Below are 15,522 nucleotides of genomic sequence, written 5' to 3'. Positions count from 1 at the left end.
CCAACCGCCGCGATCCTCGTCCCGCTCAGGGGAAACTTCCTGCGCGCTGTCTCAGGCTCCGGCTGTGATCCCTCGATGCTTGACCATCGAGAAGACCAATCCGAACAGAGCGAGTGCCGCGGCCGCAAAGGGCAGATACGCGAGCAGTACGACGGCCAGGCCGAAAACGACGCTCGCGGCTCCGAGCAGGATCTTGGTGAGGATCGCGGGCAGCGCTCCGCGGCTCACCAGCGGAATCAGAAAAACAGCATGGATCCACTGGACAGAGGCGATGGATGCCGCCAGGATCCCCAACACGCCGATCGTGGCCGCCACTCTGTGCGCGACGAGAGCGGGGCTTGCGGTAACGGCTTTCGAAGAGAGATCTCTGCGCGGTAGAGAAAGCAGTGCTGCCGGGGCAGCGGCATTCTTGAGGAGGGGTGAGGAGGTTCTGTGAATTCTTACTCGGACAGAGAAATCAATTCTTCACCCTGACCTATCGTTCGCGATTCGACCTCCGGGAGCGTCTTGTGACGTACCGATATCCCAGCCAACTGAGAAGGATCAGAACAATTGCCGAGGCAACCGCCAACACATTCCAGACCAACAGACTCGTCATGAGTCTTGCTCACTGGAAATGATGCGTTGCTTGGTCGCCGCCGACATGGAGATATGAGGGAAACGTTGTGGAGTAGTTTGTCGCACACATTGTGGCGCTTGGCGTAAAGCCAGCAACTGCTGCTCCGGTTGGACTCTCGGTGCGTTTGACAATTGATGGCTCCGGTACGTTGGCGCTACACGCCCCTATCGCTGTAAAACTTGGAGCCCACACACTCGTAATCTTGTCCCAGCCTCGATGCACGACGGTGAAGTTGGCTCTGAAGCCAGACTGCACAAGTCCTACCCAGTAGTAGATGTTGCAGTTCGCAAAATTCCCTTTCTTTCCGGGTTCGTAGCCGCAGTCATTCACCCCTCTTGGGGTATGCCCCTGGCTGAACTCTGGTGTTCCAATTCCGTTCGCACGTACTGAACCATCACTGAAGCGGTCAAGGTTCCAACGAACTCCGTTCCGAAGTAGCTGTTCACTAGCCACTGGAGATTCTGCATTCGTGACGCATTTCCACATCTTTCCGTCCAGGAAAGATGTGATCAGGCTGTCTTGTTGAGCCTTCGGCACTGCAAAGGTGTCAAAGCAACTCTGCAATTGTGCTCGATCCCTGTCCTTCAATTGGATGAATTCCAGGGCGCCGTCAGCGAGCGCCGAGGAAGCGGAAACCATGGGGCCCGATAGTAGTGCCAGGGAGAAGGAGATGAGTATCGCGAGTTTGCGAGCGTTCACGGTAATTTCGCCAATCTTGGAGCAAACGCTCTGAGCCGATGGGGAGGCTTCGGCGTTCCAATTCCAAACCGTAGCTTCCCAACTCTGCTGATGGAAGGTACCAAAAGGTCCGCAGCCATTCCGACCAGCACATCACAAGCAGGCCTGTGTCGTGGAGCCGCTGGAAGGAGGGGTCTGGCGCACCTTTAGGTGACAGGTTGACCTGAGCTACAGTTTGGTTTCCAGTCCCGGTCACTAGCTTCAGGCGGGTGCCAACTGTTTTGAGAGGGAAAGATCGAAGTCCGTGTGTGTTTGATATCCCACCGACGAGTGCATTCGTCTGCGATTGGTGAACACCCCGATGTACTCGAATATCGCGTTCGCGAGCTCGATTCGCGTCTTCCAATTCTTCCGGTTGAGCAGTTCGATCTGCATCGAGGAACAGAAGGATTCCATCATCGCGTTGTCAGGTGCATCGCCGATGGTTCCGAACGAGGGTAGGAGCCCTGCAGGGCGGATCTTTTGGTGAATACCCAAGACGTGATCGGAAGTAATAGAAACGGGATGCGCCCCCTCGCACCACATTGGGTGCGCAGGCAGTGGCATGTATCTCAGGCGCCAAGTGAATGCTCGTTCGACCCTGCGCAATGAGCCCCTACCCCGCAACAGGCTTACCTCAGACAGTCCTCGCAGCCTGGCCCTAGCGCCCGCGCCACGGCCTGCGCCAACCGCCGCGATCGTCCTCCCGCTCAGGGGAAACCTCCTGCGCCCCGTCTCAGGCTCCGGCCGTGATCCCTCGATGCTTGACCATCGAGTAGACCAGTCCAGAAAGAGCGAGGGCCGCGGCCGCACAGGGCAGATACGCGAGCAGTACGACGGCCAGCCCGAAACCGACGCTCGCGGCTCCGAGCAGGATCCTGGTCAGGATCGCGGGCACCGGACCTCGGCTCATGTGCGAGTGCAGAAAGAGCAGCATGGAGGTCGAGAGCATGACTACCGCGGCGAGAGTGGTTGCGGCCCCGAAGGGCGCGTCTGTTTCTGCGTCAAGAGCATGGATCCACAGGACCGAGGCAGTTGAGGCTGCCAGGATCCCCAGCACGCCGATCGTGGCGGCAACTCTGTGGATGGCGCGAGCGGGGCTTGCGGAGATGACTATCGATCCGACGACGCAGGCCGGAATCACGATGAGCGCAACGTCCCGCAAGATGACGAGGCTCGGGCTGAACGGGTCCAGAAAGAACGCTGCGATGGCGCCGATGGCGACGGTCGAACACCCCGCACACAGCCATGTCGAAAACAACCACTTCTGAGACCGTGTCGATCCTGGGTTCTCTGCTTCACGCATGGTCGAACTCCTGTGTCTGGGTGATCCGCATTGAGTTTCACCCCAGGCATGCCACGAAGCAAGGTGCGCGTCGCAAGTGGGTTGGTGATCTGCGAAAGCTAGTTCATGCGCCACAGGCTAGGTGCTGTTGGGGCCTGTCGTCGCGATCCCATCGGGCCCACGCAGGTCAGCCCGCTCCATGAGGGTCTAGCGCCCGCGCCACGGCCGGCGCCAACCGCCGCTATCCTCGTCCCGCTCAGGGGAAACCTCCTGCGCCCCGTCCCAGGCGTACGCCTGCAGGATGGCCTCGGTTTCGGAGTCTACTGCGGCACCATCCGCCGTACCGGAATCAGGCTCTGGACCTGGCTCAGTATCCGGATCCGGATCCGGATCCTCTCCGACGCCCGACACGGCGTCGTCGAGCGGCACGGTCTCCTGCTCAGGGGTCTCTGCGGCGGCCTGCGCGGGCACGGAAGACCCGCTGCCGTAGTCGAAGCCGTCGTCGGTGTCCGGATCGGCGTCGGCGCTGTCGGCGTCCCGCACGCGAAGCTCGCTCAGGTCTGCGGTCTCCTGGTCGTCGGTGTCGGCGGCAGGGCCGAGTCCGGCGGCGGCACCAGCGGCGCCGGCGCCGCGGCCGCGGGTGAACTCCCCCACGCGGTCGCCGACCCGCTCGCGCAGCCGGGTGAGCGACTCGCCGCCCGGCACCTCGCGGGGCAGCGACTCCCTGATCCTCGCCGCGTCGAAGCGCGAGGCGACGGTGCCGACGAGGAGCCCCAGCCCCAGCTCCCCTGCCGCGAGGCCGCCGACGAGCCAGGGGTGCGCGCCGACCTCCGCGAGCCGGTCGGGTCCGATGGATCCGGAGCCGAGGAAGGTGAGGCCCGCGACCGCGAGGCCAGCGAGCGCCGCGGCGACCACGGGGACGATGCAGGCGGCGGCCCAGGATACGCGCCGGAACTCGGGTCGGCGCGCGAACGCAGCGCCCACCGCGATGCCGGCCACGACGAGGAGGGCCGGCGGGATCGCGCCGAGCGCGCCCCAGCCCTGCGGGATCGCGCCGAGCACGGGAAGCGCGGGAAGCGGGCCGGTGAGGGTCTCGAACGGGGTGACGGAGGACCCGATCCCGACCGAGAACCCGGCGCCCGTGGCCCACGCGCCCGCCCAGACGACGCCGACGGGGAGGATCACGAGCTGGGCGAGGAAGAGGAGGATCGAGCCGAGCGGGTCGAGCTGCAGGTTCTGGCTGAGCTCAATCACGCGCGCGTAGCCCGCGACGAGGGCGATCGTGAGCGCGAGCGCCGCGATCCCGACGTAGAGCGCGAGCGAGGCGGCCGCGAGCCGCACGGTCTGCGCGGCGCGGGCCGGGAGCGCCGCGGTGCTCGGGAGCCCGGCGCGGTCGAGCCCGCGGAGCGTGCGGCGCACGAGCGCCTGCCACCAGTCCTGCCCGTCGCGCGCCGCGCGCACGAGGAACGCCGCGAGCGAGGAGAGCCCGTAGACGAGCGCGGGCACGAGCGTCGCCGCCCAGGTCGGCCAGGCGAGCACGGGGGCCGCCACCATCGAGACGAGGAACGCGACCACGCCGAAGCCCGCGGCGCCGCCGAGGGCGCCGGCCGCGCCCGTTCCCCCGCGGCCCGCAAAGCGCCAGCCCGCGCGCAGCGCGAGCGACACCGTGAGCAGCGTCATCCCGAGCGGAGCGAGCGAGAGGGTGATCCCGAGCGCCTCGGGAGGCAGGCCGAGGCCGAGCGCCGCCTCGGGCGGGATCTCGAAGCCGAGCGGCACGAGGTGGCCGAGCAGCCAGACGCCGGCCGCCCAGCTCGCGACCGCCGACGGCTCGGCGGCGAGCCCGAACGTCACGATCCAGAGCAGCAGCGCCGGGGCCGCGACGACGACGAGGCCCGCGAGCGCCACGGCTGCCGCCTCGAGCGCCGCGACAACGGCCGTCACGAAAGATCTCATCGAGAAAGAAGCCTACTCCGAGCGCGCTGAAACTCAGGCGAGTCGCACGGCGCTTTCAGCGCTTTTCGCCCCTACTCGGCCTCGTGGATGAGGCCGAGAATCTCGTCGGAGATCTCCCGGAACTCCGGTGCGCGCTCCGACGCGAGCGTGCGCGGGCGCGGGATCGGGACGTCGACGATGCGCCGCACCCGGCCGGGGCGCGGGCTCATCACGACGACCCGGTCGCTCGTGATGACGGCCTCGTCGATGTCGTGCGTGACGAGCAGCACCGTGAGGCGGTGCTGCTCCCAGACCTCGAGCAGCAGCTCCTGCATCGTGCGGCGCGTGAGCGCGTCGAGGGCGCCGAACGGCTCGTCCATGAGCAGCACATCGGGGCCGTAGCAGAGCGAGCGCGCAAGGGCGGCGCGCTGCTGCATGCCGCCGGAGAGCTGCGCGGGGTGCGCCCCCTCGAAGCCCGCGAGCCCGACGAGCCCGAGGAACTCGCGCGCGCGGTCGGCGCGCTCCGACTTCGACAGCCCGCTCTCGCCGCGCAGCGCGAACTCGACGTTCTTCTGCACCGTGAGCCAGGGCATGAGCGTCGCCTGCTGGAACACGACGCCGCGATCGCGGCCCGGGCCCAGGATCTCGCGGCCGTCGACCGCGAGCGTGCCGGCGGTCGGCTCCTCGAGCCCCGCGATCAGGGAGAGGAGCGTCGACTTGCCGCAGCCCGAGGCGCCGACGATCGACACGAACTCGTTGCGCTCGACCACGAGGTCGATCCCGTCGAGCGCCGTCACGGTGCCAAAGCGCTTGACCACGCCCTCGGCGAGGAGCTTCGGCGCCGTCGCCTGCGTCTGACCCGATCCGGCGCTCATGAGCGGCCCTCCTGATACGCGAACATGCGGCGGCCGCCCGCCCGCATGGCCTGGTCGAGGATGAGGCCGAGCACGCCCAGCACGAGCACGTAGCCGATGATGAGTTCCGTTTCGAAGAAGCGCTGGGCGACCGTGATCCGGAAGCCCATGCCGCTCGAGGCGGCCACGAGCTCGGCGACCACGAGCCAGGTCCACGCCCAGCCGAGGGTGATCCGGAGCGCGTCCCAGATCCGGGGCATCGCGGACGGGACCACGATGCGCGTGAGGAGCTGGATCCGGCCGAGGCCGAGGGTCTCGCCCAGGCTCACGAGGTTGCGCGGGGTGCGGCGCACGGCGTCGGCCACCATGAGCACCTGCTGGAAGAACGTACCCATCCAGATGATCAGGAACTTCTGGCTCTCGTCGATGCCGACCCAGACGATCGTGAGCGGCACGAATGCCACGACGGGCATATACCGGATGAAGTCCATGAGGGGCTCGAGCGCGGCCTCGGCGACGGCGCTCACGCCCATGAGCGTGCCGAGCGGGATCGCCATCACGGTCGCGAGGAGGAAGCCGATCAGGATCCGGAACGAGCTGACCCCGATGTCGGCCCACAGCTCGCCGTTGCCCGCCTGCCTGCCGAGCGCCGAAAGCACCTGATCCGGCCCCGGCAGGAACATCGGATCGACGAGGCCGGACGCGCTCGCTGCCCACCATGCCGCGATGAGCACGACGAAGGTCGCGACCGCCGTCGCGAGGTAGGCCGGCCTGCCCAGCCGGCCGCCGATGCGGGCCCTCCGGCGTCGTCGCGCGGGTGCTGCTGCCACGTCTCTGACCTGTCTCCTGGTGTCTCGCGCCCGCCCGTTCGCGGGGCGCTCGGTGTTACTCGCCGAGGAACTCGGAGCGGATCGCCGACTTCGCGTCGACGTCGGTCTCGATGAGGCCGATGCGCTTCGCGACCTTCACGAGCGTGGGGAGCGTCTCCGTGAGGTACTGGCCCGTGAGGAGCTCGCGGTTCTCCGCGAGGGTGTAGTAGTGCACGCCCTCGAAGGCCGACTCGAGGTCCGCGACGTCGGATCCGACGCCCTTCGCGATGATCGCGCGGCCCTCGTCGGGATTCGCCTCGGTGAAGGCGACGGCCTCGTCCCAGGAGGCGAGCACCTCGCGCACCTCGTCGGGGCGCTCGTCGAGCACGTCGTTGCGCACGACCAGAACATCGGTGATGAGGCCCGGGTAGTCGCCCGCGGTGAGGAGCGTCTCGACGCCCTTGCCCGAGGCGAGCGCCTCGCTGACGTAGGGCTCGTAGGTGACGCCCGCGTCGACGCGGCCCGCGAGCAGCATCGGGGTGACCTTGTCGGCCGAGGACTCGACGACGCTCACGTCGTCGAAGGACATGCCGGCGCCCTCGAGGGCCTCGGCGAGCAGGATCTCGCTCGTGGCGCCGCGCTCGAACGCGACCTTCTTGCCCTTGAGATCCTCGACCGTCTGGATGCCCGAGGAGGTGAGCACCGCGTCGGCCTCGGTCGCCGAGTCGAGCATCAGCACGATCGAGACGTCGACGCCCTGCTCGATGAACTGCAGCGCGGCCTGCGCGCCGACGTTCGCCATGTCGAGGCGGTTGGCGGCGAGGGCGGCGTTCACATCGGCGTCGGCGTTGAAGCTCGAGAGCTCGACCTTGACGCCGTTGTCGGCGAAGAAGCCCTGATCCTCGGCGACATACCACTGGCCGTAGCCGAGCCAGGGCTGCGTGCCCATGCGGATCGTGTCGCCCGTGGCCTCGCCGCCCTGGGCGGAGCCGCCCTGGGATGCGTTCGAGGAGCAGCCCGTGAGGGCGAGCGCGAGGGCCGCGGTTGCCGCGGCGGTGACGGAGAGCGAACGGAGGAGACGGCGGTTCACTGCGATCCTTTCGGGGCCCCGGCGAGGGGGTGGAGCGAAGATACGGGTGTGCGCCCGCAGGCACAACCCCACCATCCTACCCGCCCCGCGTACCTTGCCGGTTTTGCGTACCTTGCCGGTTCTGCGCTCGATGTGCGCTTTTTCCCGGATATTTCGCACATCGAGCGCAGAAACGGCAAGGTGGGGTCGGTTTGAGGGGGCAGGTTAGTGGGGGGCGGCGACCGCTCGGTGGGTCTCGAAGAGCGGGATGGTCGTGCCCTCGGGGGCGCGGCCGAAGCCGCACTCGGTCGCGACGCCGAAGGGGCGCCTCACGTGCTGCTGCGCGGCGCGGATCCGGCGCTCGGCGCCCTCCACCCCGTCCTCGCGGTGCACGAGCCCGAGGTAGAGCTCCGTCGACTCGGGGATCTCGAGCCCCGAAAGTGCCGCGAAGAACTCCTGGTCATCGCGCTCGATCGGGACGGGAAGGTGCACCCACGTGAGCGGCCGGTGCGCGGCCGCGACCACGAGGTTCGCGAAGCGCGTCAGGTTCGCGGTGTCGGCGGGCTCGACGAAGTGCTTCTCGGCGACATCGCCGTAGCAGAGGTGCACGCCCACCTCGACGTCTGCGGGCACGCGGTCGATCTGCCGCGCGAGCCGCTCGCTCGTGCCGCCCCATGCGTCGTCGAACCACTCGTAGCGCTTGCCGCCGCGCTCCGCGTACGCGGCCTGCTCCAGGATCGCGAACTCGAGCGCGGCGTCCCACTGGATCGCGAGCCGCTCGTGCGGGATCGCGGCGAGGATCGCATCGAGCTCGCGCGCGAGCGCCGCCTCGTACACGGGCTCGAACGCGGCGCGGTCCTCGGCGCGCACGAAGCTTCCGACGACCCCGAGCGGGGTGGGCAGCGACACCTGGAACCGGGTCCCATCGGGGATCACGCCGTCGGCCTGCAGCCGCGCGAACGTCTCCCACGACTCGAGGGCGGCCTCCGCGTAGCCGAGCGGGGGCAGCGTGAGCGAGGCGGGATTCACCCCGTCCGCGATCCGGATCGGCCTGATGTCGAGCATGCGGAGCGGGATCGGGGTGTCCCCGACGCGCTCGATCCCCTCGGCCTCGGCGATCCGCCCCGGCTGGAACGCGATCCAGTGGAAGCGCTCGCCGACCTCCCCGTCGGGGATCCGCTTGAGCCGATCCCCCAGGTGCTCGGCGGCGGTCCGCATCGTGGTCTCTGCGTCGTCGAAGTTGATGCTGCCGACCAGGTGCGCCCCGGTCACGTTCGTGTGCTCCATGACCCAAGTATCCCGCACCTCGGGCGGGCCCGTGCGGCGCTGCGGCCGGGCGTCGTCACACCGTGAAACATGAAAGGGGCCGGTCAGCCCACAGGCGACCGGCCCCTTCAGGGGTGCGTCTCGGTTACAGCGCGCCGAATGCCTCGCGCAGCAGGACGGCCGTCTCGGACGGCGTCTTGCCGACGCGCACGCCGGCGGCCTCGAGGGCCTCCTTCTTCGCCTGCGCCGTGCCAGCGGAGCCGGAGACGATCGCGCCCGCGTGGCCCATCGTCTTGCCCTCGGGGGCCGTGAAGCCCGCGACGTAGCCGACGACCGGCTTCGTCACGTTCGCCTTGATGAACTCGGCCGCGCGCTCCTCGGCGTCGCCGCCGATCTCACCGATCATGACGATCGCCTTCGTCTCGGGATCCGCCTCGAACGCCGCGAGTGCGTCGATGTGCGTCGTGCCGATGACGGGGTCGCCGCCGATGCCGATCGCGGTCGAGAAGCCGAGATCGCGCAGCTCGTACATCATCTGGTAGGTCAGCGTGCCCGACTTCGAGACGAGGCCGATCGGGCCCTTGCCCGTGATCGTCGCGGGCGTGATGCCCGCGAGGGACTCGCCCGGCGTGATGATGCCGGGGCAGTTCGGCCCGATGATCCGGGTCTTGCCGCCGGTCGCCTTCGCGTGCGCCCACAGCTCGGCCGAGTCCTTGACCGGCACGCCCTCGGTGATGATGACGAGGAGGCCGATGCCGGCGTCGATGGCCTCGACCGCGGCGTCCTTCGTGAAGGCCGGCGGAACGAACGCGACGGAGACGTCAGCGCCCGTCTCTGCCATCGCCTCGGCGACGGTCGCGAAGACGGGGAGCTCCACCTGGTTGCCCGCCGCGTCGACGTGCGAGACCGTGGTGCCGGCCTTGCGCGCGTTCACGCCGCCGACGATGTTCGTGCCCGCGGCGAGCATGCGCGCGGTGTGCTTCGTGCCCTCGCCGCCGGTGATGCCCTGGACGATGACCTTGGAATCCTTATTCAGGAAGATCGACATATTCGTAAGCTCTCTTCTGGTCTTGTCTCGGGATCAGCGCGCGTTCGCGAGCTCGGCGGCCTTGTCGGCGCCCTCGTCCATGGTCGCCGCCTGGGTGACGAGCGGGTGGTTCGCGTCGTCGAGGATCTTGCGGCCCTCGACCACGTTGTTGCCGTCGAGGCGGACGACGAGCGGCTTGTTCGCCGAGTCGCCGAGCTTCGCGAGCGCGCCCACGATGCCGTTCGCGACGGCGTCGCAGGCGGTGATGCCGCCGAAGACGTTGACGAACACCGACTTGACCTGCGGGTCGCCGAGGATCACGTCGAGGCCGGCCGCCATGACCTCGGCCGAGGCGCCGCCGCCGATGTCGAGGAAGTTGGCGGGCTTCACGCCGCCGTGGTTCTCGCCCGCATAGGCGACGACGTCGAGCGTCGACATCACGAGGCCAGCCCCGTTGCCGATCACGCCGACCTCGCCGTCGAGCTTCACGTAGTTGAGATCCTGCGCCTTGGCCTTCGCCTCGAGCGGATCCTCAGCAGACTTGTCGGCGAGCGCCTCGTGGTCCGGGTGGCGGAAGTCGGCGTTCTCGTCGAGCGAGACCTTGCCGTCGAGCGCGATGATCTCGCCCTCGCCGGTGAGCACGAGCGGGTTGACCTCGACGAGCGTCGCGTCCTCCCCCGTGTAGACCTCGTAGAGCTTCTGGAAGACGGGGACGACCTTCGCGACGAGCTCTTCGGGGAACTTCGCCGCGCGCGCGATCTCCTCGGCCTTCGCCGCGTCGATCCCGACGAGCGGGTCGACCTCGATGCGGGCGAGCGCCTCGGGCTTCTCGACCGCGAGCTGCTCGATCTCCATGCCGCCCTCGACGCTGCAGAGCGAGAGGTAGGAGCGGTTGGCGCGGTCGAGCAGCACGGAGAAGTAGAACTCCTGCGCGATGTCTGCGCCGGCTGCGACCATGACGCGCTTCACGACGTGGCCCTTGATATCCAGGCCGAGGATCGACTTGGCGGCCTCGTAGGCCTCGTCGGGGTTCTTCGCGACCTTCACGCCGCCGGCCTTGCCGCGGCCTCCGGTCTTCACCTGAGCCTTGACGACGACCACGCCGCCGAGCTTCTCCGCCGCTGCACGCACCTCCTCGGGCGTATCGGCGACGATGCCGGCAAGCACCGGCACTCCGTATCGCTCAAATAGATCTCGTGCCTGGTACTCGTACAGATCCACGTACTGTCCTTCTTTTGGGGAGTCAGGGGTGATCCGAGGCAGAAATGTGTCTCGATGTCGAGAGAAGTCGACCAGTTGCCGAGTCTAGCACCGCGGCCTGATCGGAGCCCCAATCCTGGGTCGCCCGATCAGTTTCTTGTGCTGATCGCCACAAAAACAGATTGAGTCGAATTTCATACGTTATCCACTTTGCCCATGTCATTCCCAAGAACCCCCGAGTAGACTCATAGGAACCGAGAGTTTTCGGGGCATCCTTGTGCAAGAATCTCTCGTTCCCCCACAGATTCATGGAGTTGATGTCGTTTTGAGCACTGCCGGTACCCCGAAACCTGAGGGCCTTCGCGCTCGCAAGCGTCGAGCGACCGAGAATGCGATCGAGTCCTCCGCCGTGAAGCTCGCCCTCGAGAAGGGCGTCGAGCACGTGACCGTCGAGGAGATCTGTGAGATGGCAGACATCTCACGGAGCACGTTCTTCAATTACTTCCCCGCGCGGGACAATGCGATCGTCGGCCGCGCACTCGAGCTCCCCGAGGACTCCGAGGCCTTCGCCATCCTGGACACCAGCCCCGAGGACCTCCCGCGAGGCATCTTTCGGCTGATGTTCGCCGCAATCGGACACAGCAAGGTGAACTCCGAGGTCGCTCGGCTGCGCAACCAGCTCGTCGCCGAGCAGCCCGCGGCCGGCCGCATGATGCTCTCGAACTACCTCGAGAACACCTACACCCTGACCGGGACCGCGGTCCACTGGCTCATGGCGCACCCCGAGTACTCCCGGACGGGCGACCCCGTCCGCGAGGCGGGTCTCGCGGTCACCCTCGTGACCGGTGTCATTCTCGTGCAGATGAGCGAGTGGATGACCGGCGACGGAGACGTCAACGCGAGCGAAGAGGATTTCGAGCGCGTCATGGACGAATACATCCAGGTGATCGGCCGCTAGTCCGCCTTCTGGATCGGCGCGAGCTTCACGAGAAGCTTGCGCTCCCCCACCGAGTCGAATACGACGTGCGCGATCCGCTTGGAGCCTGCGCCGCTGATCGCGGTGACGCGGCCCTCGCCGTACTCGTCGTGCGTGATGCGGTCGCCCGCGGCGAGCTCCAGATCCCCGTTGTCCCGGATCGCCCCGCCGATCGTGTTCGGGAAGCCGCCGCCTGCCGCCTGCGCCTCCTTCGCGAGCCGCTTGCGCTCCCGCCACTTGTCGAGGGCAGACTGCATGTTGCCGCTCGCGGGCTCCGACACGGCGGCAGAGCTTCGGCCGCCACCGGATCCGGATCCGGTGCCGAAGGACACGCTCGACTCCGTGCCGCGGCCGGCGCCGCCGCGGGCGCGCGAGCCGTATCCGCCTGAGCCGCCCCGCACCGCGTTGAGCGCGCGCGACTCCGTGCCGCCGCGGCCCGTCACCTCGCCGGGCGACTGGCGCCAGTCGATGAGCCCCTCAGGGATCTCCTGGAGGAAGCGCGACGGCATCGCGACGGAGACGTCGCCGAATGTCGCCCGCGTCGAGGCGAGCGTGAGGAAGAGCCGCTCGCGCGCGCGGGTGATCCCGACGTACATGAGCCGCCGCTCCTCGTTGACCCCGCCGACCTCATCGACCGACATCTGGTGCGGGAGCAGGCCCTCCTCGACGCCCGTGATGAAGACGGCCTTGAACTCCAGGCCCTTCGCGGTGTGCATCGTCATGAGCGACACGGTGCCGCTCGTGTCGTCGAGGTCGTCGGCGGCGGCCACGAGGCTCACCTCGGTGAGGAACGCGAGGAGGCCCGCGCCCGGCTGCTTCACGTCGAACTCGCGGGCGACCGCGACGAGCTCCTCGAGGTTCTCGGCGCGCGCGTCGTCCTGCGGATCCCGCCGCGCGCGCAGCTTCTCGATCATCTCGGTCTCGTCGAGGATGAGCTTCAGAAGGTCCGCGACGGGGGCCGGCTTCTTGCCCTCGTCGGCGGCGACGTCGGCCTGCGGATCGGTGCCCTGCGGATCCGCGGCCTGCGGATCGGTGCCCTGCGGATCACCCGCCGCGGCTGCTCCCGGCTCACCGACGGCCATGCGCGCCGCGCGCAGGAGGAGCTCGCCGAGCTCGCGCACAGTGCCCTTCAGCTTCGGCCCGAGCTGCCCCACCTCGTCGGCGCGCAGCATCGCCTCGTGGAAGGAGATCCCGTGATTCTCCTGGAAGTTCGCGAGGTGCGCCTCCGCCATCGGCCCGATGCCGCGCTTCGGCGCGCCGAGCAGGCGCGACCACGCGATCGGGTCGTAGGGGTTCGCGATGCTCGTGAGGTACGCCATCGCGTCCTTCACCTCGGCGCGCTCGTAGAACTTCGTTCCGCCGAGCACGCGGTACGGGATCGCCGAGCGGATCAGCAGCTCCTCGAGCGCTCGCGTCTGCGAGTTGGTGCGGTAGAAGACCGCGACGTCGCCGTAGGCGAGGCCGCCGCGGTGCAGCTCCTCGATCTCCTCGGCGACGAAGCGCGCCTCGTCGTGCTGCGAGTAGCCGGTGAAGCCCGTGATTCGCGCGCCGTCGCCCTCGGCCGTCCACAGGTTCTTCTCCTGGCGGTCGAAGTTGTTGCCGATCACGGCGTTCGCCGCCGACAGGATGTTCTGCGTCGAGCGGTAGTTCTGCTCGAGCTTCACGACCTCCGCCCCGCGGAAGTCGCGCTCGAACTCGACGATGTTGCGGATGTCTGCGCCGCGGAACGCGTAGATCGACTGGTCCGAGTCGCCGACCACCGTGAGGCTCGCCGCCGGGATCCGGCCTGAGGCGTCGAGCTCGCGGTCGCGGGCCGGCGGCACGAGCCGCGCGACCTCCTCGGGCTCGACGGGCCGCGTGAGCTCGCGGATCAGCGAGTACTGCGCGTGGTTCGTGTCCTGGTACTCGTCGACGAGGATGTGCCGGAAGCGCCGCTGGTACACGGCCGCGACGTCGGGGTGCGCCCGGAACAGGTGCACGGTCTGCCCGATCAGGTCGTCGAAGTCGAACGCGTTCGCGCGCTTCAGCTCCTGCTCGTACATCTTGAAGATCTCGACGAAGAGCCGGTCGCGCGGGTCGTTCTCGTTCATCGTCGCCGCGTACGAGTCGGCGTCCGAAAGCTCGTTCTTGAGCTTCGAGATCTTCGACCCGGAGTTCGCCGGCGTAAAGCCGTAGGTGTCGGCGTCGAGCTCCTTGATGATCCGCTTGAGGAGCGCGCGCGAGTCGGCCGAGTCGTAGATCGTGAAGCCCGAGACGTAGCCGAAGCGCTCGGCCTCGCGACGCAGGATCCTCACGCACGCCGAGTGGAAGGTCGAGATCCACATGCCCTGCGATGCCTCGCCGAGCAGCCCCTCGATGCGCTCGCGCATCTCCGCCGCGGCCTTGTTCGTGAAGGTGATCGCGAGGATCTGGCTGGGCCACGCCTCCCGCTGCCTGATCAGGTGGGCGATCCGGTGCGTCAGCACGCGGGTCTTGCCCGATCCGGCACCCGCGACGATCAGCAGCGCCGGGCCGCGGGACACGACCGCGCGCTCCTGCGCCGGGTTCAGTCCGTCGAGGAGGGGGTCGGGGCCGCTCGCGCCGTCGGTGCCGAAACCGGCGCCCACGGGCACCCCGGAGGGATCCAGAAGTTCGAAGTCACTCATCGTGGCTCAAGTCTAGGCCGCACCACTGACACTGACGGGGCGCTGCACTGACGGGGCCGTACCCGGGGCCTCCGGGCACCGCCCGGCGCGATCCGACACAATGGAGGGATGTCCTCCCCCAATGTTCTCGTCTTCGCGACGGGCGGAACCATCGGCATGCGCGAGACCGACGGCGGGCTGGCCCCCGACCCAGACTTCCCGGAGATCCTGGAGCACCTGGTCGCGGGCATTTGCGCCCCGCTCGGGATCGGACACCGCGTGAACCACCTGCTCCCCGCGATCGACAGCGCGAACGCCGACGCCGACACCGCCCCGCGCATCGCCCGCGCCGTGCGCGCCCGCGTGCGCACGCACCGGCCGCGCGGGGTCGTCATCACCCACGGAACCGACACGCTCGCCTACACCGCGTCGCGGCTCGCCTTCGACCTCGGCGACCTGGGCGCCCCCGTCGTCGTGACCGGGAGCCAGCTCCCGCACGGCGCGGCCGACACCGACGCCGTCGACAACCTGACGCTTGCGATCCGCGCCTCCGTGCGTGCGGCGGCCGGCGCCCCCGTCTCGATCGCGTTCGGGGGCACGCTCCTGCCCGCCGTGCGCGCGACGAAGCACGACAGCGTCTCGCTCGAGGCGTTTCGCGCTGAGCAGGCGCTCGGCGCGAATCCCGCGGGCATCCCGCGCCCCGCGAACGAGGACGACGCGCCGGCCGCCCCGGCCCGCGTGCTCTCGTTCCGCTTCGTCCCCTCGACGACGGCCGACGACCTCCGCGCCGCCGTGGGCGGGCGCCCGGACGGCCTCGTGATCGAGGCGTACGGCAGCGGAAACGCCCCGATGGCGCGGCCGGGAATGCTCGGCACGCTGCGCGAGATCTGCGGCGAGCTCCCCGTCGTCGCGATCACGCAGTGCGCGCGCGGCGGCGTCGACCTCGCGCGGTACGCCGTCGGGCGCGAGCTCGCGGCGGCCGGCGTCATCGACGGCGCCGACCTCACGGTCGAGGCCGCGACCTCGAAGCTCGGCTTCCTCCTCGACCGCGGGCACCGCGGCCGGGAGCTGCGCCGACTCATGGAGCAGAACCTCGTGGGCGAGCTCGCGAGGTAGCTCGCTGCGGCGCGGGATCCGGATCCGG

Annotated in this window: 13 protein-coding genes and 1 pseudogene; 2 read left to right on the top strand and 12 right to left on the bottom strand. The window is 68.6% G+C overall.

Annotated elements, in window-relative coordinates; all coding sequences use genetic code 11:
* Window positions 1-51 precede the first annotated feature (51 nt).
* The 11 genes and pseudogenes from ACOPJ3_RS06100 to sucC form a co-directional block, all read right to left on the bottom strand.
* The gene (locus tag ACOPJ3_RS06100) at window positions 52-315 is read right to left on the bottom strand and encodes a hypothetical protein (RefSeq protein ID WP_427870941.1); all 264 of its coding nucleotides are present in this window, start codon (window positions 313-315) and stop codon (window positions 52-54) included.
* A gap of 292 nt (window positions 316-607) precedes the next feature.
* The gene (locus ACOPJ3_RS06095) at window positions 608-1,258 is read right to left on the bottom strand and encodes a hypothetical protein (protein ID WP_427870940.1); all 651 of its coding nucleotides are present in this window, start codon (window positions 1,256-1,258) and stop codon (window positions 608-610) included.
* Window positions 1,259-1,558: 300 nt separating this feature from the next.
* Window positions 1,559-1,839, bottom strand: a pseudogene (locus ACOPJ3_RS06090) (IS3 family transposase); the annotation flags it as partial.
* A gap of 233 nt (window positions 1,840-2,072) precedes the next feature.
* A complete protein-coding gene (locus ACOPJ3_RS06085; protein WP_427870939.1) occupies window positions 2,073-2,642 on the bottom strand; it encodes a hypothetical protein in 570 nt (189 codons plus the stop codon).
* Between the two features lie 186 nt (window positions 2,643-2,828).
* Window positions 2,829-4,574: a DUF6350 family protein gene (locus tag ACOPJ3_RS06080; protein WP_427870938.1), complete on the bottom strand. Its 1,746-nt coding sequence runs from the start codon at window positions 4,572-4,574 to the stop codon at window positions 2,829-2,831.
* Between the two features lie 71 nt (window positions 4,575-4,645).
* Window positions 4,646-5,428 (bottom strand): ABC transporter ATP-binding protein, encoded by a 783-nt coding sequence (locus ACOPJ3_RS06075; RefSeq protein ID WP_427870937.1) that lies wholly within the window; start codon window positions 5,426-5,428, stop codon window positions 4,646-4,648.
* On the bottom strand, window positions 5,425-6,237 hold the full coding sequence (locus tag ACOPJ3_RS06070; RefSeq protein ID WP_427870936.1) for an ABC transporter permease: 813 nt from the start codon (window positions 6,235-6,237) through the stop codon (window positions 5,425-5,427). The genes ACOPJ3_RS06075 and ACOPJ3_RS06070 overlap by 4 nt, the downstream gene beginning before the upstream one ends.
* Before the next feature lie 55 nt (window positions 6,238-6,292).
* The gene (locus tag ACOPJ3_RS06065; RefSeq protein WP_427870935.1) at window positions 6,293-7,306 is read right to left on the bottom strand and encodes an aliphatic sulfonate ABC transporter substrate-binding protein; all 1,014 of its coding nucleotides are present in this window, start codon (window positions 7,304-7,306) and stop codon (window positions 6,293-6,295) included.
* 204 nt (window positions 7,307-7,510) lie between these two features.
* Complete coding sequence (locus ACOPJ3_RS06060; protein WP_427870934.1) at window positions 7,511-8,572, bottom strand: hypothetical protein; 1,062 nt, start codon at window positions 8,570-8,572, stop codon at window positions 7,511-7,513.
* A 124-nt stretch (window positions 8,573-8,696) separates the two neighbouring features.
* Window positions 8,697-9,599: a succinate--CoA ligase subunit alpha gene (sucD, locus tag ACOPJ3_RS06055; protein WP_427870933.1), complete on the bottom strand. Its 903-nt coding sequence runs from the start codon at window positions 9,597-9,599 to the stop codon at window positions 8,697-8,699.
* Between the two features lie 33 nt (window positions 9,600-9,632).
* Window positions 9,633-10,799 carry an ADP-forming succinate--CoA ligase subunit beta gene (gene sucC / locus ACOPJ3_RS06050; protein ID WP_427870932.1) on the bottom strand — a complete coding sequence of 389 codons (1,167 nt, stop codon included), beginning with the start codon at window positions 10,797-10,799 and terminating at the stop codon, window positions 9,633-9,635.
* Between the two features lie 388 nt (window positions 10,800-11,187).
* On the opposite strand from sucC, the gene ACOPJ3_RS06045 reads away from it, so the two are divergent.
* Window positions 11,188-11,736 (top strand): TetR/AcrR family transcriptional regulator, encoded by a 549-nt coding sequence (locus ACOPJ3_RS06045; RefSeq protein WP_427870931.1) that lies wholly within the window; start codon window positions 11,188-11,190, stop codon window positions 11,734-11,736.
* On the opposite strand, the gene ACOPJ3_RS06040 is transcribed toward ACOPJ3_RS06045, so the two are convergent.
* Window positions 11,733-14,399, bottom strand: coding sequence for an ATP-dependent helicase (locus tag ACOPJ3_RS06040; RefSeq protein ID WP_427870930.1), 2,667 nt, complete (start codon window positions 14,397-14,399; stop codon window positions 11,733-11,735). The genes ACOPJ3_RS06045 and ACOPJ3_RS06040 overlap by 4 nt on opposite strands.
* 108 nt (window positions 14,400-14,507) lie before the next feature.
* Between ACOPJ3_RS06040 and ACOPJ3_RS06035 the strand changes: the two genes are divergently transcribed.
* Window positions 14,508-15,494: an asparaginase gene (locus ACOPJ3_RS06035; RefSeq protein ID WP_427870929.1), complete on the top strand. Its 987-nt coding sequence runs from the start codon at window positions 14,508-14,510 to the stop codon at window positions 15,492-15,494.
* Window positions 15,495-15,522: the final 28 nt, after the last annotated feature.

It is taken from the genome of Leucobacter luti (genome assembly GCF_050310065.1).
GTDB classification, from domain to species: domain Bacteria; phylum Actinomycetota; class Actinomycetes; order Actinomycetales; family Microbacteriaceae; genus Leucobacter; species Leucobacter luti_B.
Note: the sequence above shows the minus strand (reverse complement) of the source record. Positions and strands in the feature narration are given on the sequence as shown.